The organism is Alkalibacterium sp. f15 (assembly GCF_049389645.1).
GTDB lineage: Bacteria > Bacillota > Bacilli > Lactobacillales > Carnobacteriaceae_A > Alkalibacterium.
The window spans coordinates 2,063,013-2,086,231 of record NZ_CP186540.1; the positions used below are offsets into that span (position 1 = coordinate 2,063,013).

Genomic DNA, 23,219 nt, shown 5'->3' on the forward strand with positions numbered 1-23,219 from the left:
AAAAGTTAATCTCCTGCTAATTACCGAATGAGTCCCCATTCGGTAATTAGCGTTACTTGCTCAGTTTCAAAGTGCCGAACAGTCACCAACTTCGACACTTTGAAAAAGAGAATTTTTTCCTAACTACCGAACCAGCCCGTATTCGGTAATTAGAACAGATACGGCTCATCCTACTTACCGAACTTGCCCGAATCACGAACCAGTCACGCACAAACTCAAAAAACTCACTCAACCCACGCACAACTCACTCAATCAATACCCAAATTTCCCGAAAGCAACCCTTCCAATGCTGTGCATACTCGCCGGTAGCGAGTATGCTCCTTCCTGATAAAGAACTTTTCGAGAAAAAGGTTTTTTAAACGCTGTTTTTTCGCTATACTAGTAGAGGATAATTTAAAAAAGAGGAGAATGTTTGTGATTACTTTGAAATCACCTCGCGAAATTGAAGCGATGGAAAAAGCCGGCGAAGTGCTAGCTAAAATCCATGAGCATTTGCGCGATTTTATTAAACCGGGTATTACAGGTTGGGATATCGAAAAATACGTTGAAAAATTGATGGAGAAATACGGCGCGACCGCTGAACAAAAAGGGTTTGAAGGCTATGAATACTCAACCTGTGTCAGCGTGAACGACGAGATCTGTCACGGCTTTCCACGTAAAGAGGTCTTGCAACAAGGGGACTTGATCAAAGTGGACATGGTTGTCAACTTGAACGGTGCCCTGGCAGACTCATGCTGGAGCTACAGCGTCGGTGAACCTACGCCGGAACTGAAAAAACTGATGGACGTCACGAGAGAAGCATTGTACAAAGGGATCGAAGCGGCCAAACTGGGCAACCGTATGGGTGACATCGGTCATGCCATTCAAACCCACGTGGAAGCGGAAGGCTTTTCGGTTGTCCGCGAATTTATCGGACACGGCATCGGACCCACTTTACACGAAGCACCGAGTGTACCGCATTACGGTGAAGCGGGTAAAGGCTCCCGTTTGAAAGAAGGCCTGGTCATCACGATCGAACCGATGGTAAACACCGGGACTTGGCGCTCACAAATGGATAACAACGGCTGGACAGCACGCACGAAAGACGGCGGACTCAGCTGCCAGTATGAACACACCATTGCGATCACGAAAGACGGTCCGCGAATCTTAACGAAACAAGCGGGCGAATAACCGCACCAAACTGGATACTAAAATAGAGAAGTGCGCATTGTCGCACTTCTTTTTCATTAACATGTTCGTTTCAAGCGCAGCCACTACACACTTTCCGAGCAAGTCACACGACTAAACTGAAGAAAACAAGTTTCAACAGTTCATGCTTAAAACTTTAAATTTTGATACAATAAACTTATGAAGAAACAAACCGCAGAGGAGATTACTTATGAAAACAGAAATTATTTCAGTCGGAACCGAATTGCTGATGGGGTTCGTTGTGGATACCAATTCCAGCAAGATCGCTCAGGAACTGCTTGGTATCGGCATCGGGACGTATCACCTGCAAACAGTTGGGGATAATCCCGAACGCATACGAGATGCTTTGGAGCTAGCGTCAAGCCGTTCGGACATCATCATCCTGTCAGGCGGTTTGGGTCCCACTCAGGACGACATCACCAAAGAGGTCGTGGCAGAATTTGTGGGTGACGAATTGGTCGAAGATGAGGTACAGCTCGAAAGGATCCTGACAGAGTTCAAAAATCGTGGTGAGAAGCCTACAAGTAAGGCTTACAGCGAATCGTTGACTTTCAAAAATGGTAACACGCTGCTTAATGACGTGGGTCTAGCTTGTGGGGCCACGTTCGAGTTGGAAAGGGAAGGGACGACACCACAGTATTTCATTCTTCTTCCCGGTGTACCGTACGAAATGGAATATATGCTGAAAAATGGCGTGAAGCCGTACTTGCTGGAAAAAGTTCAGCAAAATGGCGTGATCGATTCCATGTATCTGAATTTTTATGCCATCGGCGAATCGAAAGTGGCCTCCATCTTGGATGACCGGATCCTAAGTCAGACCAATCCAACGATCGCCATGTATGCCAAACCGCGCCACGTCATGATCCGATTGACCGCTAACGCAGCTGATCTGCAGGCCGCACAGCAGATGAACCAGCAAGTGGCTGATGAAATTCTCGCTAAGCTTTCTTCGAATTTTATCGGGTACGGCGAGAATCAGACCATTGAATCCCGTGTGGTGGAGTTGTTGCATCAAGAAACACTTACCCTAAGCGTGGTCGAAGGATTTACAGGCGGTCTGGTGATGGATTCCTTGACCGGGATAGCCGGCGTCTCATCGGTGTTTGAAGGCGGAATCGTTTCGCGGGATCACAAGACCAGCGAAAAACAATTCGACCTGACCGATCTGGAAAGCGAATCCGAGGAAAATGTGGTAAAAAAACTAGCTGAACAATGTGCCGAAAAATTTCAGACGGATGTCGGACTGGGCGTCAGTGCCAGGACAGAATTGGATCTATCCGGCCAGCGCCTATCAGGAACGGGCTATATAGCCATCGCCAGAAAAGGTAAAGCTACAAAAGTGAAAAACATTCCATTCCAAACGCTGCCAGAGTACGTTTTGCGCGGCATTCTAAAAAATGAAGCACTAGCATATCTGAAAGAAGCAGTGGAAGAAAGATGAAAAATCTTTCCTCTAAAAAAATAAACATGAAAAAGGATCGAATCTCAGCGGATTCGATCCTTTTTTGTCTGCAGAAAAATTACAGCCGTTTTTTCTGAATAGCTTTACGCACGTGCTGCAGTGATTCCTTGCCTTTGTCTTCCAGCGCCATCATGACGTTGACATAGAGGGCGTCCAGTATGCTCAGTTGTGCAATTCGAGAAGCCAAGGCCTCGGAACGGAAGTCGGTTTCTTCCGACAACGTGTACAAGGAAATATCAGTTCCTTGACTGAGTGGTGACTGAGTGAAGCCGGTGATGCAAATGGTAGGGACATTATGTTCTTTAACTGTTTCCAGGATCTCCAGGATATCCTTTGAGTGTCCCGTATGAGAAATCAGAATGGCAACATCGCCTTCTTTTAACTGTGAAGCCGATATCAGCTGCATATGAGAGTCAGTCAGGGCACTGACAGTAAGGCCTGTTCGAATGAATTTATGGTAGCCGTCCATGGCAATGATGTTCGACCCGCCGAAACCGAACAACTCGATTTTATTTGCATGCAGAATCGTATCGACCGCACCAGAAAAATCACTATCATCAATGACCTCTAGGGTGTCCTGAAGGGTTTTTATATTCGAATGAAAAACTTTTTCTAAAATAGTTTTTTCATCGTCGCTTTTTGATACTTTTTCATGGATATCTTTCATCACATTAGTGGTTTCTGTTGCCAGTGAAATTTTGAGATCCTGGAAGCCTTTATATCCAAGCTTTTTACAAAAACGGAAGACAGTGGAATCGGCCAAATTTAATTCTTCAGCGACTTCATTGATCGTGCCATGAATGACCTTTTCCGGAGAGTCTAGAATGAAATCGGCCAGGAGCCGTTCTTTATCACTTAATGTGGAGTGTAATGCACGGATGCGCATCTGGGTGTTTTTATTTTGAAAAGTCTTATTCATGGGCTCACCTCTCATAATGTTTGTTTTCAGTATAAAGTAAAAACAAATAAAAAGAAATAAAATTCCGGAAAACGCTTGCAAAGAATAAAATTCTTTTGTATAATAAAAACATAGAAAAATATTTCATAAAGGGGAATGGAAATGAGATTAGCGATTTGTGGACTGGGAAAAATGGGTATGAACTTAGCTTTGAATCTGATGGAAAACAACCATGAAGTAATCGCATTTGATATAGATGCTGATTTGGTGAAAGAAGCCGATAAGAAGGGCGCCACGGGAGCACATTCAATCGAGGCGGTCGTCGATAATTTTTCGGAAAGAAAAATCATCTGGATGATGGTACCGTCCGGAGATATCACGGAAAATCTTTTGAACAAGGTGACGCCACTACTATCTGATGGGGACATCATTCTTGACGGAGGAAATTCACACTACAAAGACACCATGAGAAGACACGGAGTACTTAAGGAAAAAGGCATTCATTACGTTGATGTCGGCACGAGTGGAGGCATAGAAGGGGCACGCAACGGGGCTTGTACGATGGTCGGCGGCGACAAAAACGTCGTCGAACAGATCGAACAAATATTCAAAGATATTTCAGTCGATAAAGGGTACTTATATACGGGTCAAAGCGGCAGTGGTCACTTCCTCAAGATGGTCCACAACGGCGTGGAGTATGGCATGATGCAGGCCATTGGTGAAGGCTTCGATATTCTGGAAAAAAGTTCCTTCGATTACAATCATGAAGAAGTGGCGAGAGTATGGAACAACGGCTCTGTTATACGCTCATGGCTGATCGAATTGATGGAAGATGCGTTTTCCGAAGATCCGAAACTGGATGACATAAAAGGGGTCGTTCATGCGTCGGGTGAAGGAAGATGGACAGTCGAAACGGCGATGGAACTGGAAGTATCTGCGCCGGTCATTGCCTTGTCACTGATGATGCGTAATCGTTCCTTGGAGTCTGATACATTTACTGGGAAAGTGGTAGCATCCTTACGTAATCAGTTTGGTGGCCATGCAGTTGAGTTGAATGATTAATATAAATTTACTTAAAATGGAGGAATAAAAATGAATGGTACACTATTGATTTTAATCGCGGCGTTAGGAATTGCGGTATTATTATTCTTAGTTATTACAACAAAATTACATGCGTTTGTCGCATTGCTGTTAACGAGTTTGCTGGTCGGTGTGGCCACAGGTATGCCACTGAACAGTGTCATCGATTCTGTCATCAGCGGCATGGGCGGCACGCTGGGATTTGTCGCAATCGTTGTGGGACTTGGAGCTATGTTCGGTAAAATGCTGGAAATATCCGGCGGCGTCGAGCGTCTCGCAAGCACCCTGCTGGAGAAATTCGGAGAAGGCAAAGCACAGTGGGCTTTAGGTATAGCCGGATTCCTAGTTGCTATCCCAGTATTCTTCGATGTCGGATTTATTATTTTAGTTCCGATCGTTTACGGCTTGCAGCGAAAAACAGGCCGTTCACTGCTTTATTACGGGATTCCGCTGCTGGCAGGTCTGGCAGTTACGCATTCTTATATCCCACCAACACCGGGTCCAATAGCGGTGGCCGATTTAGTCGGTGCTGATTTAGGCTGGGTCATCTTGTTCGGTTTCATTGCCGGGATCCCATCCATGATTCTTGCAGGACCTGTATTCGGTAAATATATTTCGAAAAAAATTGATGTCGGTATTCCTGAATATATGAACATTGAAGACAAAGAATGGGACAAAGAATTACCAAGCTTCGGTTTGATAGCGACCATCATTCTTGTACCCTTGGCACTGATTCTATTAAACACCCTGTCGACCGTTGTTTTTGCAGAAGGAAATCTAGTCCGCAGTATAACGACATTTGTCGGTCATCCGATCGTCGCCATGCTGATTGCAACCTTGGTGACTTTCAGAATATTAGGCACAAAAAGAGGTTACTCACGTAAAGATGTACAGGGCATAGCAACTAAAGCTCTGGAACCAGTTGGTATCATTATCCTGGTTACCGGTGCCGGTGGCGTATTCAAACAGGTGCTTATCGATTCAGGCGTGGCCGATGTTTTAGGTAATCAAATGGCGGCCTCACCATTACCACCGATCCTCCTGGCTTTCGCTATTGCTTCTGTCATAAGAATTGCTCAAGGTTCAGCGACCGTAGCTATGGTCACGGCAGCCGGTTTAATGGCTCCAGTACTACCGATCATGGGAGTAGAAGGACCAGGATTGGCATTGATCGTTATTGCTATCGCAGGTGGCGCAACAGCCTTCTCTCACGTCAATGATTCTGGGTTCTGGTTAGTTTCCAGATACTTCGGTTTAGATGAAAAAGACACACTGAAAAGCTGGACCGTCATGGAAACCATTATTGGCTTCACAGGTTTAGGCATGGCGATGCTCCTAGGCGTATTCTTCATGTAAGGATAAATAAATAAAATACGGGAAGCTTCTGTTACAGGAGCTTCTTTCTTATTAAACGAGTACTGAAAGGAGTAATGAAATGAAACACTATTCTATCGGAGCGGATATCGGAACCACGAGCACGAAAGCCGTGCTGTTTTCTGCCACAGGAGAAATTATTTATCAAGCGACAGTCGAATACCCATTGCTGACACCGGAACCAAAAATCGCGGAACAAGACCCGGATGAAATACTGGAGGCGGTCATTACTGCTATTGAGAGAGTGATGAAAAATTCAGGAGTGGACAAAGAAAAGATCAGTGTCCTTTCCTTCAGCGCGGCTATGCACAGCTTGATTGCCGTAGATGAAGAAGGAAAACCGCTGACAGCCTCGATCACCTGGGCCGATCAGCGAGCCGAACCGTATGCGCAGCAATTGAAAAATTCCAACGGAAAATCACTCTATGAAAAAACCGGGACGCCGATTCATCCGATGTCGCCCTTGACCAAGCTGATGTGGTTAAAAGAGGAAGAACCGGATATATTCCATAAAGCGAGTCGGTTTATAGGCATCAAAGAGTATGTCTTTTACCATTTCTTCAAGAAGTATGTGGTGGACCATTCCATAGCTTCCGCCACCGGACTGTTCAATATATATGAACTGGACTGGGACACAGAGGCGCTTGAAACGGCCGGCATAACGAAAGATAAATTATCGGCCCTCGTTCCAACAACCGAAGTCATCTCGAATATAGACGAAGAACTGGCAGAGCGAATGGGTATCCATCCTGATATGAAAATCGTCATCGGTGCCAATGACGGCTGTTTAGCTAATCTCGGCGTCAATGCGATCGAAAAAGGCGTCGTTGCCGTCACCATCGGTACCAGCGGAGCCATTCGAACCGTGACTGATAAGCCGGCCACCGATCCTAAAGGACGCATCTTCTGTTACGCCCTGACCGAAAACCACTGGGTCATCGGAGGTCCGGTCAACAATGGGGGCATGATTTTACGCTGGCTGAGAGATGAATTATGCCAGGAAGAAGTGGCAGAAGCCAAAGAAAAAGGCATCGATCCATACGAAATCATGACCGAAAAAATCGCAGAGGTACGTGCCGGTGCAAACGGCCTGCTGTTTCATCCATACCTGTCAGGCGAACGGGCTCCTTCTTGGAACGCCAATGCGAGAGGCTCTTTCTACGGCCTGGCTATCCATCACAAAAGGGAGCACATGATGCGTGCCGTTTTGGAAGGCATCAATATGAACCTTTACATGGTGCTGTTGGCGCTGGAAGAAGTGATCGGCATACCTGAAAGGATCCATGCCACTGGCGGATTTGCCAAGTCAAGTGTGTGGAGACAGATGATGGCGAATATCTTCAACCAGGAAGTGCATATCCCGCAAACGGTGGAAGGCGCGTGCCTTGGAGCCGCAGTACTTGGGCGGTTCGCCATTGGAGAAATCGATGATTTGACGGAAGTGAAACATATGGTCGAAACACAAGAAATCAGCGTTCCTGAAAAAGAAGAAGTGGCCGTTTATGAAGAACTGATGCCGCTTTACATTCGATTGAGCCGTTTGTTCGAACAAGAATATGAAGCGATCACCGAATTCCAGCAGCGTTACAAGTAATAGGCTGCAACCCCAAACTAAAAGCTGTTAAACTAAAAAAATGCACTGAACTATCCGCACACGCAATCTGACAGCGGGGAAGTCAGTGTATTTTTTTCGATTTCTTTTAACTGTGGCTCACTCGCCAAAGTATGTTTTTGGAAATCCTAAAGAAAACAGTCATCATTGATCTTAGTGAAGATTGTTTCACTTAAGTCAAATAGGATATGTTAAACTGAGGATACGATGCTCATCTGTCAGTAATAAGAACTCTGACAGCAAAGCACTGCCAAAACTTTATTAAATGCGACAAACGTGATAGGGTGAACGACCGTGGAAACTAATAGTCACTTGATGAAACTGAAACTAATGAACCGAACCAAATTAAAATGAACTGAACGATCGGACGATAAATAGTCTGATCGTTTATCGTCTGTATGATTTAAGGAGGGACACGTCATGAAACTTTCTAACCAGACATTGAACTGGCTCGAACGAGATTTGAAATGCAAAGTCATAAACGTTGAACCGCTGTTGGGTGGCACCTCGAGTCGTTTATGGTTGCTGACAGCTCACCAAGGCGGTGAAATCAGTCAGATCGCTTTGAGAGAATATACTGACTTGGAGTGGCTGGCTGTGGAGCCTGAAATCGCTGAACAAGAGGCGAGGAATCTGCTTTCTGCCAGACACTTATCGTTTGCTGTACCGGTATTATTAGCAGCAGATCCGTATGCATTCAAGACCACATACCCAACCGTTGCGATGAGTTACATCGCGGGTGATGTCGTGTTGGATCCAGCGGATCGAGCGAACTGGATAGAAAAATTAGCTGAAACTTTGGCACAATTGCACACAAACGAAATCGATGTGCCGTATGAGTATATTCGTTACTTCGATCCAGTCACCGAGGTCAAAGCGGTCTGGTCAACGTGTCCTGAATTATGGAAGCAGGCTTTCGACTATTTAAACCAGAAGAAACAGCCGGAAAGCAACCCCATCTTTATTCACCGTGATTTCCATCCGACGAATGTCTTGTTCAAAGACAAGAATATCAGTGGGGTCGTCGATTGGTCAAACGCATGCATGGGACCGAGAGAGGTCGACGTGGCACATTGCCGGTGGAACCTTACGATGCTGTACGGCTTGAACGTTGCAGATGAATTTCTAGAAGCGTATCTAAAATACAGTACACTCCAGAAGTACGACCCATACTGGGACTTGGAAGCATTAGGGAATGTCTATACCGAAGAGCCGCCTGCAGTTTATGCGGGATGGAAAGCCTTTGGAAAGACAAACATAACGGCAGCACTCATGCGTGAGCGAATGGATGCTTTTCTAGTGCAGGCTTTAGAAAAAATCAAGAATGATCCAAAGGAAATCCAACAACTATAAACCAAGTTATAAAGCTTTTGACCCGTTTGTGAACGAGTGTGAAGCAAGAAGGGAACAAACATGTTTAGTTTTAATGAAATCAAGAAACGTATTCCAAAAATGGAATGGGTCATGGAAATCAGTACACGAGTACGTGAAGGAGAAATCTGGCAGCATTCAACGTTTGTCACTTATTACGTCTTGCTCACACTCTTTCCATTGATCGTCGGCATAATCAATGTTTTACAACAATTCAATCAGGAAATAACCGGACTGTCATGGTTCGTTTACCGAATCGCACCGGAGCCGCTGGCCGAACAAATAATCGAAGATATGCTCCGGATTTATGAAAGTTCCAACGTCGGGATACTGATCGTCGCCGGTGTTTCAACAATGTGGACCGTCAGTTGGACGATGGCGGCCATTTTAATGGGTCTCAATAAAGCCTATGGGGTGAAGAATCGCAACAACATTGTCATTCTCCGCATACTGGCTTTTTTCCTGACCCTGGTCTTTGCGGTCTGGATAACGTTCGTCGTCTATTTCATTCAGATATTCAGCACGACGACCGCCGGACGCTGGACACTGTTCCTGCCACTCGTCTTCATAACGTTTTGCCTGCTGTATTACCTGGTTCCGAATGTAAGACAGCCGTTCAAAGCAGTCATACCAGGCGCGCTCTTTTCAACGGGCTCGTTACTGATCGGCATTGTCGGTTACCGTCTGTTCATTTACCAACTCCCCGATGATTCCACTTTCTTTACATTGACGGGGAGCTTCATGGTCATGTTAGCCATCCTTCAGAAGTTGTCACTGGCGATTCTGGCCGGTGGAACAGTCAATGCGACCATTATACGGATGACAAATGGCGGTGTTGTTGCGAAAGGGGATACCAGCAAATTCCTGAAATTTCTACGTCGCATAGGTATCGGTAAATGGGTGGGGTTAAATCGTTAGTTTGTGTACAGATAATAAAATGTGAATAAACTTTTCACAATTAACAGCTTTACAAAATAAATGAGCTGAAGGAGATTTTTTTCCTGTTTTAAAAGGGTTTAATGATTATTGAGACGAATTAAAACAGGCCTTCAGCCAGGTAAACGATTACAGGAAATCGAAATAGCTTGTTGCGCTTTATTAATAGAACCAGTAAAATGACTTATAAATCCACTGATGACTTCAAAAATGGTTAGCGATCGTTGAACGCATCGTATGCAATAGCCGAAGCAAGCATTAGAAAATAGAAAGAAGTGATTCAATGGAAGAAGCAAACGGTGGATCAATGGATATGATCATGAAAGCTTTGGACTGGCTGGTTACACTAGCGTATTTAAATTTGCTGTGGTTAGGTTTTTCTTTGTTGGGATTAATAGTCCTCGGAGTGGGTCCAGCTACATTCGCTGTGCATTCAATCGTGAAAAAGAAACTCAAACAAGGAGACTTGTCTCATATCTTTACGAAATTCAAGCATGAATTCAAAAAACATTTCAAAGACGGAAACATTTATTTCGGGCTGGTCACGGCTGCCACTTTATTTATTTATGTAGATATAAGAGTCATTCAAGCCTTGCCGCAGAACAGTTTCATCCAGATCGTCGTTTTACCGGCACTCATCATCTTAAGCGCTTTAGTATTGATCGTTGCCACATTCACTCTGGGTATCTATTTTGAGTTCGATCATCCATTGCTGAAAAGCATCAAAGACGGTTTTTGGCTCGCACTTATCTCTCCTGTGGCAGGCCTTGTCATGGTTCATACATTCTTAGTGGGATTCCTTATTTATGCTTATATACCGGCACTCATGCTTTTTTATTCGTTGTCGTTCTACGCCTTTATCACGCAATGGGTCATGTCAAAAACGTTCAAAAGAATAAAAAAGAAGAAATATTTGTAATAATTTGTTGACATCGATTTCATAGTGCGATATAGTACTTATGTAAAGCGCTTTCGATTGGAGAAGTTTAACATGGTGACAATTTATGATATCGCTGAGCATGCAGGTTACTCTATAGCGACGGTCTCCAAAGCCTTGAACAATAAGAAGGTAAGTGAGAAAGCGAGACGAAAGATATTGGCTTCAGTTGAAGAACTGCATTACACGCCAAATTCTTCAGCTCGAACCTTAGCAACGAATAAATCTTGGATGATCGGTGTAGTATTCGGAGAAAATCTTGGAATTGGTATTGCCCATCCATTTTTCGGTCAAGTTATTGAAGGATTCAAAAAACATGCCGAATTGTATAATTACGATTTGCTTTTTGTTTCAAGACATATGGGTCTGCAACAAGAAACCTACAGACACTTGCTCCACCGAGGCGTTGACGGAATCGTTATTGTCCAATCGCACGGAGAAGATGAAATCAAAAAGATAGATCACATGATACCAACGGTTTACATTGATAGACCGACCAACGAATCGGGAACTGTTTACAGCGACAACCAGTCAGGAAGTCGGTTAGCGGTCAACCACTTAGTTGAGAACGGTCACACTAAAATCGCTCATATCATGGGTAATCAAACAACGTTCGCCGGTATTGAACGCGCAATTGGGTTCAAGAAAGCTATGAACGCACATGGTTTACCTGTTAGAGAAGAATATTTGGTCGACGGTGGGTTTTACTCACAAGCCGGCGGTAGAGAAGCAATGATTCGCCTGTTATCTTTAAAAGATAAACCAACAGCCGTCTATGTTGCCGGAGATGAAATGGCTATTGCAGCTATGAAAGTCACGAAAGAATCGGGACTAAAAGTTCCGGAAGATATATCATTTGTCGGTTTTGATGATATCAAAATAGCACAGCACGTTGATCCAGCGTTAACTACGATTCGTCAAGACAAAGAATTGATCGGACAACAAGCCGCTATTATATTGCTCGATAAAATTGCCGCTAAAGATTCATCTGAAATTATTAATAAAAAAATGGTGCCTGTATCTTTGATAAAAAGAGAGTCAGTCCATCGCCTTGCTTAAGCAGGGTACCATTTTATTAAAATAAGTTAAGCGCTTAAGGCGAAAAAAAAGGGGTCCAGAAGAAATAAAGGGGTGAAGTTATAGAATATAGGAGTTGTTAGCGATAACATCTGTGTTTTTAGTTCATAAATCAATAACTTTTTATTTAAGACTGCGGTTAAGCGCTTAAGGTTGATTAGCTTGACAAATTAACCGACAATGCTCGTGGTTACCAACGTCTATTTTAAGTCAGCACTCATTTTGACCCATTTTACAAGAACAAAAGACTTACCAGTGCTTACTGGCAAGTTGATGCAGATACTTATTTCAATCAGTTCAAAATAAACAACCATACATTAGGAGGAAGACAATGAAAAACTCATGGAAATTAGCAACTTTATTATGTGGAGCAGTTCTATTAACAGCTTGTGGTTCAGATGATAACGGAGATACAGCTGAAACCGGCGACACGGGTAACGATACAGAAACAACCGCAGACAGTGGCGAAGTCGATTTAGTCATCAACTCATTTACAGACGAATTACAATACCCAATCGATGTATTTGAAGAAAGACACGGCGTAAACATCGACTTACAAATCATCCCTACTGAAAACTACGTAGATACATTACGTCCGGCTCTTGAATCAGGCAGTGGTGCACCAGACCTATTTACAGCTGAAATCATTTACCTGCTTGACTGGGCAGAACAAGACTATTGGGCAGACCTAGGTGAATTTGGCGTTGAAGATTGGTCAGATGATTATCCTGAATATGCTTGGGAATTAGGACGCAGTCAAGATGGAGAAATGAAAGCTTTAACATGGCAGGTAACACCAGGTGGAATCTTCTACCGTAGAAGCATCGCTGAAGAAGTATTTGGAACAGACGATCCAGATGCAATGGCAGAACAGTTCTCTACAATGGACGGGTTAATGGATGCCGGCGAACAATTGAAACAAGCTGGATACCGCTTATTCCCGGATGAAGGATCTGTTTCACCATTTACAATGGGAAATAACCCACAACCTTGGGTCGATGAAGATGAAAACTTAGTGATGACAGACGAACGCATGTCTTACTTCGACTACGCAAAAGAATTAAGAGACAACGAATATACAGCATTAGCACCAGCATGGTCTCCAGCTTGGTTCGCATCATTCAATGAACCAATCACATACAACGCTGGTTGGGATGAGATGGAAGAAGATTCAGATGGTATGACAGAAGTATTCGGTGTGTCACTTCCATCATGGGGCTTACCTCACGTTCTTAAAACAGATGCAACTGAAACTGCAGGCGACTGGGCAGTTACAAGTGGTCCATCATCATACTTCGGTGGCGGAACATGGATCGGTATTTATGAAGGATCAGAAAACAAAGATTTGGCATTCGAATTTATCCAAATGTTAGTCCACGACGAAGAATTCCTGGAAGAATGGGTTCAAGAAACTGGAGATGTATTGAGCTATCAACCAGTGATGGATACAATTTCTGAAGGATATGAAGATGAATTCCTAGGCGGACAAAACCATTATGACTACTTCTTAGCAGAAGCAGAAAACATTGATGCAAGTAACGTTACACGTTATGATCAGCGTTTAGAGCAAATGTTTGGAGCAGCTGTTGGTTCATATGTTGATGGCAGCTACAGTAGAGATGAAGCACTTGAATCATTCTACGCTGAAGTGCAAAACGCATATCCACAAATCACAGTTCCTGAATAATAAAAAATTCACATAGGGGGCGAGCTAAGCTAATTAGCGCCCCCCCTATATTTTATAAAGTAGAAAAGTAAAGTTTTTGACTTAGTAGTGTCTAGCAGTTAAAGCCAGACACCTCATGAAAAAAGATGAAGGAACCCATTGCGCAGTATGCTCATTCGGGGTTTCCTTCTCTATTTTTCAAGAGTATCTGAGCGGCTTGACCTGCTTTTCTTAGCATAGAAAGGAAAAGATTACTATGACTAAAAATAACAATCGGGCTTATTTCTTCATCGCTCCATTCGTTATCGTGTTTCTATCATTTAATATTTATCCCATTTTACTTACGTTTTACTACTCCCTAACAAACTATACAGGGATGGGCGGAATTGAGAACGCTGATTTTATTGGTGCGGATAACTATAGACGGCTGATTCAAGATGATTTCTTCTTCCAGGCATTCTTTAATACCCTTAAGATTTGGGGAGCGAACTTCGCTATTCAAATTACTATTGCTATGGGATTAGCGTTACTGTTTTCTGATTTACGGTTGAAGTTGAAAGGTTTGAATACTTTTAGAGCCCTTTTCTTCCTGCCGAATATCATTACCATTGCATCCGTGGCATTACTTTTCAGCATCTTACTGGACTGGAACTACGGCGCACTGAATCAAATGTTACTTAGCTTAGGCTTGATCAATCGCCCAATCAACTGGCTAAATGATCCAGTGATGGCACAAGGATCAGTCGCTTTGATCGGTGCATGGATGTGGTTTGGGAATACGTTCATCATTCTGATGGCTGGTATTTCAGGTATTCCAAAAGATTTTTACGAAGCAGCTTTCATTGATGGAGCTAACTGGTGGGATTCGTTCACTAAAATAACACTGCCTCAATTGAAACCTATTTTACTGTATGTGTTGATCACATCGATCATTGGTGGGTTACAGATATTCGATTTACCACTGCTTTTAACAGATGGAAGAGGAGCACCCCGAGGCGCGTTGAACACGATGGTCATATATCTTTACAATCAAGGGTTCAGTTACAGCAACTTCGGTTACGCCGCAACGATTGCTTACGGACTCTTTATCATAACCATCATTTTTTCAGCAATCACCTTTAAAACAATGTACCGCGGTCAAGTGAAAGTTAAGAATGGAGGGAAGAAATAATCATGAGAAATTTAAAAATAGCTAGAGGCGTGATTTATTTCTTCCTCATCTTGTTAGTCATCATCTGTTTCATCCCTTTTTATATGATGATCGTGAATGCTACTCGTTCAAACTCTGAAATCATAAGAGGGTTTTCACTTGTACCAAGTAGCTATTTGATGGAAAACTACGCAACACTCGAGAGTTATATCAGTATCTGGGTCGGTTTTAGAAACAGTTTGATTATTGCTGTTTCAGTAACAGTACTTAACTCTTATTTCTCAGCTTTAACAGCCTTTGCCCTTGTGGTCTATCAATTTAAAGGCAAAAACGTCATCTTCGTCACGTTTATCGTCATGATGATGGTTCCTGGACAACTTGGCTTGATCGGTTTATATGATTTAGCAAGTACATTCGGTCTTTTAGATACCTACTGGCCTTTGATCATTCCGGCAATCGCAGCACCGTTTACCGTGTTCTTCTTTAGACAATACTTGATCACTTCAATGCCGATGTCTATTTTGGAATCCGGTCGAATGGACGGCGCCGGTGAAACATACATGTTCCACCGATTAGTGGTACCGATTTTAAGTCCGGCGATTGCGACAATGGGAATCTTTACGTTTATCGGTTCATGGAATAACTTCCTGTTCCCATTAGTTATCATTCGTTCACCAAGACTGTACACTTTACCGATCATGATCAGACAATTACAAGGATCACCGGTTGCTCAAAACTTAGGTGCAATTTACTTGGGTATTGCTATTTCCGTGGTGCCTATCATGGTTGCTTTCTTGTTCTTATCTAAATACATCATCTCCAGTATCTCTGCAGGTGCGGTAAAAGGATAAGCTTGGACATCAAAAGTACTATCATCTATGTGTTTTGTAGAGCATAGTACTTTTTTTGTGAAAAATTTGACCGAAAAGTCATGATTTCACAGCTCGAATCACTATATTTATACTCGAAATCAAACGGAAAAACGAATTATTTTTACACTCAACTACAACGTGGAGGATGATGAAATAGATGACGAAACGTACTGTGACAGCTGTTCAATCTGTGAAAGCAGACAACAGTTTCTGGCAACCTGTTTCTATAAAAACTTCAGAAGATCAACCGTCCAACAAGCAGTTGACGGTTGACTCAAACAAAACGTATCAAACCTGGATGGGTTTTGGCGGCGCTTTGACTGAGGCCGCGACCTATACACTTGATCAAATACCAAAAGACAAGAAGGAAAGCATCTTACAAGCGTATTATGACCCCAAAGATGGCTTAGGCTACACACTGGGACGTTTACACATTGCCAGCTGTGATTTTTCTTTAGGACACTACGACTACATTGAAGAAAACGACGAAAAGCTTGAAAGCTTCTCCCTGGACCATGAAGAAAAATGGGTCCTGCCGACACTGCGTCGTGCCCAGGAAATTGCCGGTCAACCGCTGACACTTGTTGCGTCACCGTGGAGCCCGTCTGCCTGGATGAAAACGAACGGTGACCGTAACCATGGCGGTAAGCTCAAAAAAGAATACTATACCCTTTGGGCACAGTTCATCGCCCGCTACTTGAGAGAAATGCAGACAAAAGGATTCGATATTGAAGCCATCACCGTTCAAAACGAACCGGCCGCCACGCAAGTATGGGATTCCTGTGAATATACCGCTGAAGAAGAAGCCGAGATGGTCAAAGTGTTGTCTCGCGTCTTCAAGGAAGATAATCTGGACGTCAACATCATCATCTGGGATCACAACCGCGATATCATGTTCGAACGTGCAGACACGGTCTTGAAAGATGACGCAGCCAACCAAGCTGTCTGGGGCATCGGGAACCACTGGTACATGTCAGAAGATTTTGAAGAACTATCAAAAGTTCACGACAAGTATCCGGACAAGCATCTGATCTTTACTGAAGGCTGCATCGAAGGTGGCGTGCAGTTAGGTGCATGGCACACCGGTGAACGTTACGCCAGGAATATTATGGGTGACATGAACAACTGGTTGGAAGGCTTCCTGGACTGGAACATCGTCTTGGATGAAAAAGGCGGACCTAACCACGTCGGTAACTACTGTGATGCACCAGTCATTGCAGATACAAAAGAAGATGTTGTTTATTACAACAGTTCGTATTATTTCATTGGTCATTTGAGCAAATTTATTAAACCCGGCGCGAAACGCGTGCACACCGAAATGAATGGTGAAGATCTAGCTGTCGTTGCTTTCCAAAACGCAGACGGATCGGTTGCAACAGTTCTTTTGAACGAAACAGACGAAGCATCAGATTTAACCGTAAAAACAGATAATGAAGCAGTAACAGTTCACATACCGGCGCACAGCATCACAACTGTCGTAGCTGAACAGACATAGAAAGGTTGACAAACGTGTATAAACTATTAGAAGACGGGCGCTTCCAGATTAAAGATTTCCAACAGGCAAGTCCGTTTGCCAGTTTCTTGCCCGGGATCTCCGGAACAGACGGCATTCCTCTCTGGGCATTTTATGTCAATAGAGGGCAGGGGATGGCCAGTTTCGGCGTTGAAAATAAAGACAACGCCATGCTGGAGTTCCTGCCGGCAAACAAGGCTTACCAGTATATTGGTACACAAGGGTTCCGTACCTTTTTGAAAGGTACGCGTTCTCAAGGAAATGCTTCACAAGAAACTAGTTCAAAAGAAACTAGTTCAAATAAAACGTTCCATTACGAACCGTTCAACGAAGAAAGTGACGACATCAAGGATGACATGATCATTTCAGACAATCATCTGGAACTGACACACACCCATAAACACTTAGGGATAGAAATAAAAGTGGTTTACTATACCTTGCCGCATCAAGCGATCCCTGGTCTTATTCGTGAAGTCAAGATAACCAATCTAGAAGACAAACCGTTGTCACTCGAAGGACTGGACGGCTTGGCAAGCATGTTCCCGGCTCACGTTGACGACTCGGGTTACAAATCGATTTCCAACACATTCAAAAGCTGGTTCGATGCTGCGGTCGAAAATGACTCGTTTGCTTATTACTTCCTACGTGGGAGTACAGCCGATGATGCCAAAGTGGATCAGAATGATGAAGGTAATTTCTACGCCTCTTTACTCGATGCTAACAACAAAGCGAGCTTTGTTGCACCGATATTCGACCGTGACGTGGTTTTTAAAAATGACTTGACGCTACAGAATCCAAAAGGGTTTTATAACGAAGCGGCATTCGACACGTCCAATCAGATCGGAACCAACAAAGTGAGTTGTGCGTTTACCCCATTTGCAGTTGACTTAAAAGGTAACGCATCGATGACCTTGACCAGTGTGTTCGGTCAAACGTCAGACAGAGAACAGGCAGCTGAGTTTTTGGATTCTCACATTTCATTAGACAAACTGGCTGAATATAAAGCTTCCGCTTTTGAACTGGCCAAAGAATTTACCGATCGTGTGGAAACCAAAACGGCCAATAAAGCCTTTGATGCATACGTGAAACAGAACTATCTGGATAACGGTATCCGCGGCGGTTTCCCGGTCGTTTTTGAAAACGATCAGGCCAAACAAGTCTTTTACCTATACTCACGTAAACATGGTGATCTGGAACGTGATTATAATTTCTTCTCCATCTCACCGGAGTATTACTCACAAGGAAACGGGAATTACCGTGACATGAATCAAAACAGACGACTGGACACGTTCTTTGAACCTAAAGTGGCGGACCGCAACCTGCGTCAGTTCATGAGCCTGATTCAACTGGACGGCTACAACCCGCTTTCGATCAAAACGGTCAAGTATACACTCGAAAACAAAGCCTTTGACTTCAAACAGTATGGTTTCACAGCAGAACAAAGCGATGCTTGGCTGGAGAAAGCTGCAGACGGCTTCACGCCCGGCAGCTTGAAAAAATTTGTGGAAACAGAAAACATCCAGTTGACGAAAGTGTTTGAAGCATTCCTGACAGATATCTTGAGTGCCAGCAAAGAATCACTGGAAGCCGAACACGGCGAAGGATTCTGGAGCGATCACTGGACCTATAACCTCGACTTGGTCGACAGTTATCTGGCCATTTATCCGGACAAAGCAGACGAAGCTTTCTTCGGCGGAGGTTACCGCTTCTTCAACAGTCCCGCATCGGTCCGTCCACTGAGTGACAAACTGAAACAAGGCAAGTTAGGCTGGCGTCAGTATGATGCCGTTAAAGTCGACAAGAAGATCGTTAAAGCACAAGCTAAAGGTGAACGCTTATGGATCGAGTCAGAAGAAACCGGTAAACCGGTCGAAACCAGCTTGTTCAGTAAGTTGATCCTGCTCGCCGCCAATAAAGTCTCGACCCTGGCACCTTATGGTCTCGGTGTGGAAATGGAAGGCGGCAAACCCGGCTGGAACGACGCCATGAATGGTTTGCCGGGCATGTTTGGTGCCGGTACATCTGAACTGTTTGAACTTAAACGTCTGGCTGATCGATTGACAAATGTCGAAAACAAACAAAGGATTACCCTGCCTGCACAAGCAGCTGAATTCCTGATGAGTTTAAGAGACGTCTTGAGAAACAGTGAGGCATTGGATATGGATGCCTGGAAAGCACTGACCGGCGTGCGTGAAGCATACCGTGAGTCGATCGTAGGCGTGGGCACGTATGAAATGGTGGCAGTATCCAAAGACGTGACGACTGAGATCATCGACTTGTTTGAAAAAGTCATGACAAAAGCGGTAGCAAACGTGGAGGGATTGGGTACAGAACTTGTCCCGACCTACATCTACTTTGAAGCCATTGTTAATGATGGAGAAGAGATCGTTGAGATGAAACCTCACCCAGTCACACCGTTTTTAGAAGGTATCGTCAAGAAGATGAAAATCTCCGGCGACACCAAAGAAGCGCGTGATTTGTACGGCAAAGTGAAAGCCAGTGACTTGTATGACAAAAAACTGGGCATGTACAAAACCAGTGCCAGCATCAAAGATGAACCGATCGAACTGGGTCGAGCCAAATTCTTTACACCCGGCTGGCTGGAAAATGAATCTGTTTTCCTGCATATGGCTTACAAATACCTGCTTGAACTGGTCAAATTAGGCCTGTACGATGAATTCTTTGAAGAAATCAAAACAGGACTCGTCGTCTTCAATGATCCGAAAGTCTATGGACGAAGCATCATTGAAAACTCATCCTTTATTGCAAGCAGTGCCAATCCGGATGAAAGCCTGCACGGTAAAGGCTTTGTAGCTCGACTCAGCGGCTCGACCGTTGAATTTTTGAACATGTGGGTAGAAATGTTTATCGGTAAAACACCGTTCATGATGGCGGATGAGTTGACCTTTAAACTGAATCCAGTACTGCCGGCCGACTTCTTTTCTGATGGAGAAATAGAATTCACCTTGTTCAGCGAAATCAAGGTAACTTATATAAATAAAACGTCCAAAGCAACATACGGCCAAGACGGTGTCAAACCCGTAGCTTATGCCGTGACGCTGAAATCCGGTGAAACAGAAACCTTTGATGAAAAGGGTGTTACCGGAGCCTGGGCAGAAAAAATCAGAAACAAAGAAGTGAAAAATATCACTGTTACGTTAAGTTAATTTGTGTTTATAAATGAATAGAGAAGGTGTAGAGCCTTCTCTATTTTTATAAAAAATTTATCAAAAACGGAGGAAACAGATGAAAAACAAGAGAAGCGTTGCCGTAATATGCGGAATATTATTGATGGGTCCGGCAATTTTAAACCAGACTCAAAATGAAGACGCTGTCATATCGGTGGAAGCAGCAGAACAACTTTCTGTGATGCAAAATGGAGACTTCAGTCAGGGAACTGACAGCTGGGCGATATGGAATGGTGAAGGCGGCGATTCGACCTTTGCAGTTACGGACGAGCAGGCACAGGTAACGGTCCACAGCATTGCTGGTATGCATCCTGAATGGAACATTCCGATCAGTTGGTCGACACAATTGTCCCAAGAAGGCATTGCAGTTGAAGCCAATCAGCGGTATCAGTTATCGTTTGATGCAAAATCAACAGTAGCACGTCCGATAGTTGTAGAATACACCGATCTACTTGGCAACCTTAAGGAAGAGTTTTTTATAACAGAAGATATGCAAACGTTTACGCATGAGTTTGAAACCATTCAGGCAGCGACCGCACATTTTAAATACTTACTTGGAAACGTGCAGTTTGACGGTCACACAACTCCTGAAGAAGAACACACCTTGACATTCGATAATGTTTCCCTGAAATCACTGGGCGAGGCAGCCGTTGACACAGGAGAAAGAGACTGGCAGCTGACCTGGAGCGATGAATTCGACGGCGAAAGTTTGGATCTCACGAAATGGCGCATCGATGAGGGCAATGGGTTCTTCAGTGGAGACGAATGGGTCAACGGTTGGGGTAACAATGAAAAGCAATATTATCATGAAGATAACGTGACGGTCGGAGACGGCAAGCTTGTTCTTGAAGCTAGAGAAGAACAGGTGACGGATGAGCACGGTACTTACGATTACACGTCCGGAAAAATCATGTCTGATGGACTCTTCAGTCAAACCTATGGTCGTTTCGAAGCGAGCATGAAATTACCAGGAGGACAAGGCTACTGGCCGGCTTTCTGGATGATGCCACAAGATGATACTTACGGTGGCTGGGCTGCATCCGGCGAAATCGATATCATGGAAAACCGCGGATCAGCAACAGATTTAGTTGGCGGAGCGATCCACTACGGAGGGCAATGGCCTCTAAATACCTACAGTGCCGGAGACTATGACTTTACAGGAGAAAACAGAACCACTGATTTCAATACGTATAGTGTCGAATGGGAACCAGAAGAGATCAGATGGTTTGTGAATGATGAGTTGTATTACAAAACAAGCGAATGGCACACTGAAAACGGCATTTATCCCGCACCGTTCAATCAGGAATTCTTCATGATCATGAACCTGGCAGTCGGTGGCTGGTATGGTGGTGAACCGGATGCAACAACAGAGTTCCCAGGCCAGATCGAAGTGGATTATGTCAGAGTTTATGAAGACGCCAATGCTGACTATGACAAGTCGCCAACACCTAAAGACCCTGATGTCGAGGAAGAGCCAGAACCAGATGACGGTTTGGATCGCGCCCCGGCAAACTGGCAGGCAGTCGGCGAAAACTTGATCGTGGACGGAAGCTTTGATGATACAACGACTTTCGGCGATCCTGACAACATCTCAACCTGGAACGTGTTCAATTTAGCCAATTTCGATCCAAATGGCGGTAAAGCAGCGTTCTCAGTTGTGGACAACGTCTTGAACGCTGATATCCAGCAAGTCGGCTGGAACTGGTGGCAGATCCAGCTGTTCCAGGATTTGACTTTAACTGAAGGCACATACAAACTGGCTTTTGATATGAGTTCAGAACAAGCAAGAGACATGCGCGTCGAACTTGTTGATTCAGGTGAAGGCATCCAAACCTTTGCAGTGAATGACAATGAAGAAACGCAAGAATTTGTTTTTCATGTGGGAGCAGACGGGTCGAGCAGACTATTATTCGGATTCGGACGCGAGCACACTGAAGTAGAGCCAACTGTCCCTTACTTGATGACACTTGATAACGTGACATTAACAGCGGCAGAACCTGTTGCAGAAATACCCGCAGAACCAACACCTGATGAAGAAGATGGCGAATGGGTCTATATTGGTGATAACTTGATCCAAGATGGCACATTTGAACAAACAACTGAATTTGGTGATTCTCAGAACTTATTGACATGGAATACCCATAACCAAGGTGACTATGAAAATTGGGCAGGTTTGGCAGAATTTTCAGTGATCGATGAAGTATTGAATGCTAAAATCAAACAAGTCGGCTGGGACTGGTGGCAGATCCAGTTATTCCAGAATGTCAACGTGCCAAGCGGTACCTATAAACTATCTTTCGACATGGCATCTGAAAGTGAAAGAAATGTACGCGTTGAATTGAAAGATTCAGGCTTGGATATCATGGACTTCACTATCAATGAAGAAATGAATACCTATGAAGCCATTGTAGAAATTGCAGACGATGCAGACTTACAACTCTTATTCGGATTCGGAAGACTTCCGAATGATGAGGAATTAGATGTTCCTTATACCATAACACTTGACAACGTCAGCTTAAGAGCAGTTGAATTCGTTGTGGATGAAGAGCCAGTTGAAGAAGAACCAGTGGATAAAGAAGATCCAGAAGAAGCTAAAGAAGAAGAACTAAAAGAAAAGGAAAAAGAAGCTAAAGAAAAACTAAAAGAAGAAGAAAAAGAAGCTAGAGAAGAACTAAAAGAACAAGAAAAAGAAGCTAGAGAAAAACTGAAAGAAGAAGAAAAAGAAGCTAAAGATGATGCTAAAAATGAGAAATTACCAAAAACAGCTACAGCAGCCTGGACAGTTGGCGCGCTCGGCTTAACTGGCGTCACAAGTGGCGCAGGCATCAAATTCTTTAAAAGAAAAAGATAGTAACAGGCTTTAAATAAAAAAGCTCCTTTTAAGATCACAGACCG

At 43.9% G+C, this 23,219-nt stretch carries 16 protein-coding genes; 15 read left to right on the forward strand and 1 reads right to left on the reverse strand.

Features of this window, described 5'->3' with window-relative positions; translation table 11 throughout:
* Nucleotides 1-414: 414 nt before the first annotated feature.
* The gene (gene map, locus ACO1PF_RS09895; RefSeq protein ID WP_423188889.1) at nt 415-1,170 is read left to right on the forward strand and encodes a type I methionyl aminopeptidase; all 756 of its coding nucleotides are present in this window, start codon (nt 415-417) and stop codon (nt 1,168-1,170) included.
* 208 nt (nt 1,171-1,378) lie between these two features.
* Nucleotides 1,379-2,629, forward strand: a complete 1,251-nt coding sequence (locus ACO1PF_RS09900; protein ID WP_423188890.1) for a CinA family nicotinamide mononucleotide deamidase-related protein — start codon at nt 1,379-1,381, stop codon at nt 2,627-2,629.
* A gap of 79 nt (nt 2,630-2,708) precedes the next feature.
* On the opposite strand, the gene ACO1PF_RS09905 is transcribed toward ACO1PF_RS09900, so the two are convergent.
* On the reverse strand, nt 2,709-3,569 hold the full coding sequence (locus tag ACO1PF_RS09905) for a MurR/RpiR family transcriptional regulator (RefSeq protein WP_423188891.1): 861 nt from the start codon (nt 3,567-3,569) through the stop codon (nt 2,709-2,711).
* A gap of 141 nt (nt 3,570-3,710) precedes the next feature.
* On the opposite strand from ACO1PF_RS09905, the gene gnd reads away from it, so the two are divergent.
* The 13 genes from gnd to ACO1PF_RS09970 all read left to right on the forward strand — a co-directional run bounded on the left by gnd (nt 3,711) and on the right by ACO1PF_RS09970 (nt 23,175).
* A complete protein-coding gene (gene gnd / locus ACO1PF_RS09910) occupies nt 3,711-4,610 on the forward strand; it encodes a phosphogluconate dehydrogenase (NAD(+)-dependent, decarboxylating) (RefSeq protein WP_423188892.1) in 900 nt (299 codons plus the stop codon).
* Between the two features lie 30 nt (nt 4,611-4,640).
* Nucleotides 4,641-5,984 carry a GntP family permease gene (locus ACO1PF_RS09915; protein WP_423188893.1) on the forward strand — a complete coding sequence of 448 codons (1,344 nt, stop codon included), beginning with the start codon at nt 4,641-4,643 and terminating at the stop codon, nt 5,982-5,984.
* Nucleotides 5,985-6,063: 79 nt separating this feature from the next.
* Complete coding sequence (gene gntK, locus ACO1PF_RS09920; protein WP_423188894.1) at nt 6,064-7,596, forward strand: gluconokinase; 1,533 nt, start codon at nt 6,064-6,066, stop codon at nt 7,594-7,596.
* Nucleotides 7,597-8,034: 438 nt separating this feature from the next.
* Entirely contained in the window at nt 8,035-8,967 is a 933-nt protein-coding gene (locus ACO1PF_RS09925; protein ID WP_423188895.1) for a phosphotransferase family protein, read from the forward strand.
* A 60-nt stretch (nt 8,968-9,027) separates the two neighbouring features.
* On the forward strand, nt 9,028-9,903 hold the full coding sequence (locus tag ACO1PF_RS09930) for a YihY/virulence factor BrkB family protein (RefSeq protein ID WP_423188896.1): 876 nt from the start codon (nt 9,028-9,030) through the stop codon (nt 9,901-9,903).
* Nucleotides 9,904-10,204: 301 nt separating this feature from the next.
* Nucleotides 10,205-10,840, forward strand: a complete 636-nt coding sequence (locus tag ACO1PF_RS09935; protein WP_423188897.1) for a YesL family protein — start codon at nt 10,205-10,207, stop codon at nt 10,838-10,840.
* Nucleotides 10,841-10,912: 72 nt separating this feature from the next.
* The gene (locus ACO1PF_RS09940) at nt 10,913-11,917 is read left to right on the forward strand and encodes a LacI family DNA-binding transcriptional regulator (RefSeq protein ID WP_423188898.1); all 1,005 of its coding nucleotides are present in this window, start codon (nt 10,913-10,915) and stop codon (nt 11,915-11,917) included.
* A 349-nt stretch (nt 11,918-12,266) separates the two neighbouring features.
* Nucleotides 12,267-13,622, forward strand: a complete 1,356-nt coding sequence (locus ACO1PF_RS09945) for an ABC transporter substrate-binding protein (RefSeq protein ID WP_423188899.1) — start codon at nt 12,267-12,269, stop codon at nt 13,620-13,622.
* 235 nt (nt 13,623-13,857) lie between these two features.
* Nucleotides 13,858-14,772, forward strand: coding sequence for a carbohydrate ABC transporter permease (locus ACO1PF_RS09950; protein ID WP_423188900.1), 915 nt, complete (start codon nt 13,858-13,860; stop codon nt 14,770-14,772).
* Nucleotides 14,773-14,774: 2 nt separating this feature from the next.
* Entirely contained in the window at nt 14,775-15,602 is an 828-nt protein-coding gene (locus ACO1PF_RS09955; protein ID WP_423188901.1) for a carbohydrate ABC transporter permease, read from the forward strand.
* A gap of 178 nt (nt 15,603-15,780) precedes the next feature.
* On the forward strand, nt 15,781-17,118 hold the full coding sequence (locus ACO1PF_RS09960; RefSeq protein WP_423188902.1) for a glycoside hydrolase family 30 protein: 1,338 nt from the start codon (nt 15,781-15,783) through the stop codon (nt 17,116-17,118).
* Between the two features lie 14 nt (nt 17,119-17,132).
* Nucleotides 17,133-20,303, forward strand: a complete 3,171-nt coding sequence (locus ACO1PF_RS09965) for a hypothetical protein (protein WP_423188903.1) — start codon at nt 17,133-17,135, stop codon at nt 20,301-20,303.
* A 79-nt stretch (nt 20,304-20,382) separates the two neighbouring features.
* The gene (locus ACO1PF_RS09970; RefSeq protein ID WP_423188904.1) at nt 20,383-23,175 is read left to right on the forward strand and encodes a glycoside hydrolase family 16 protein; all 2,793 of its coding nucleotides are present in this window, start codon (nt 20,383-20,385) and stop codon (nt 23,173-23,175) included.
* Nucleotides 23,176-23,219 lie beyond the last annotated feature (44 nt).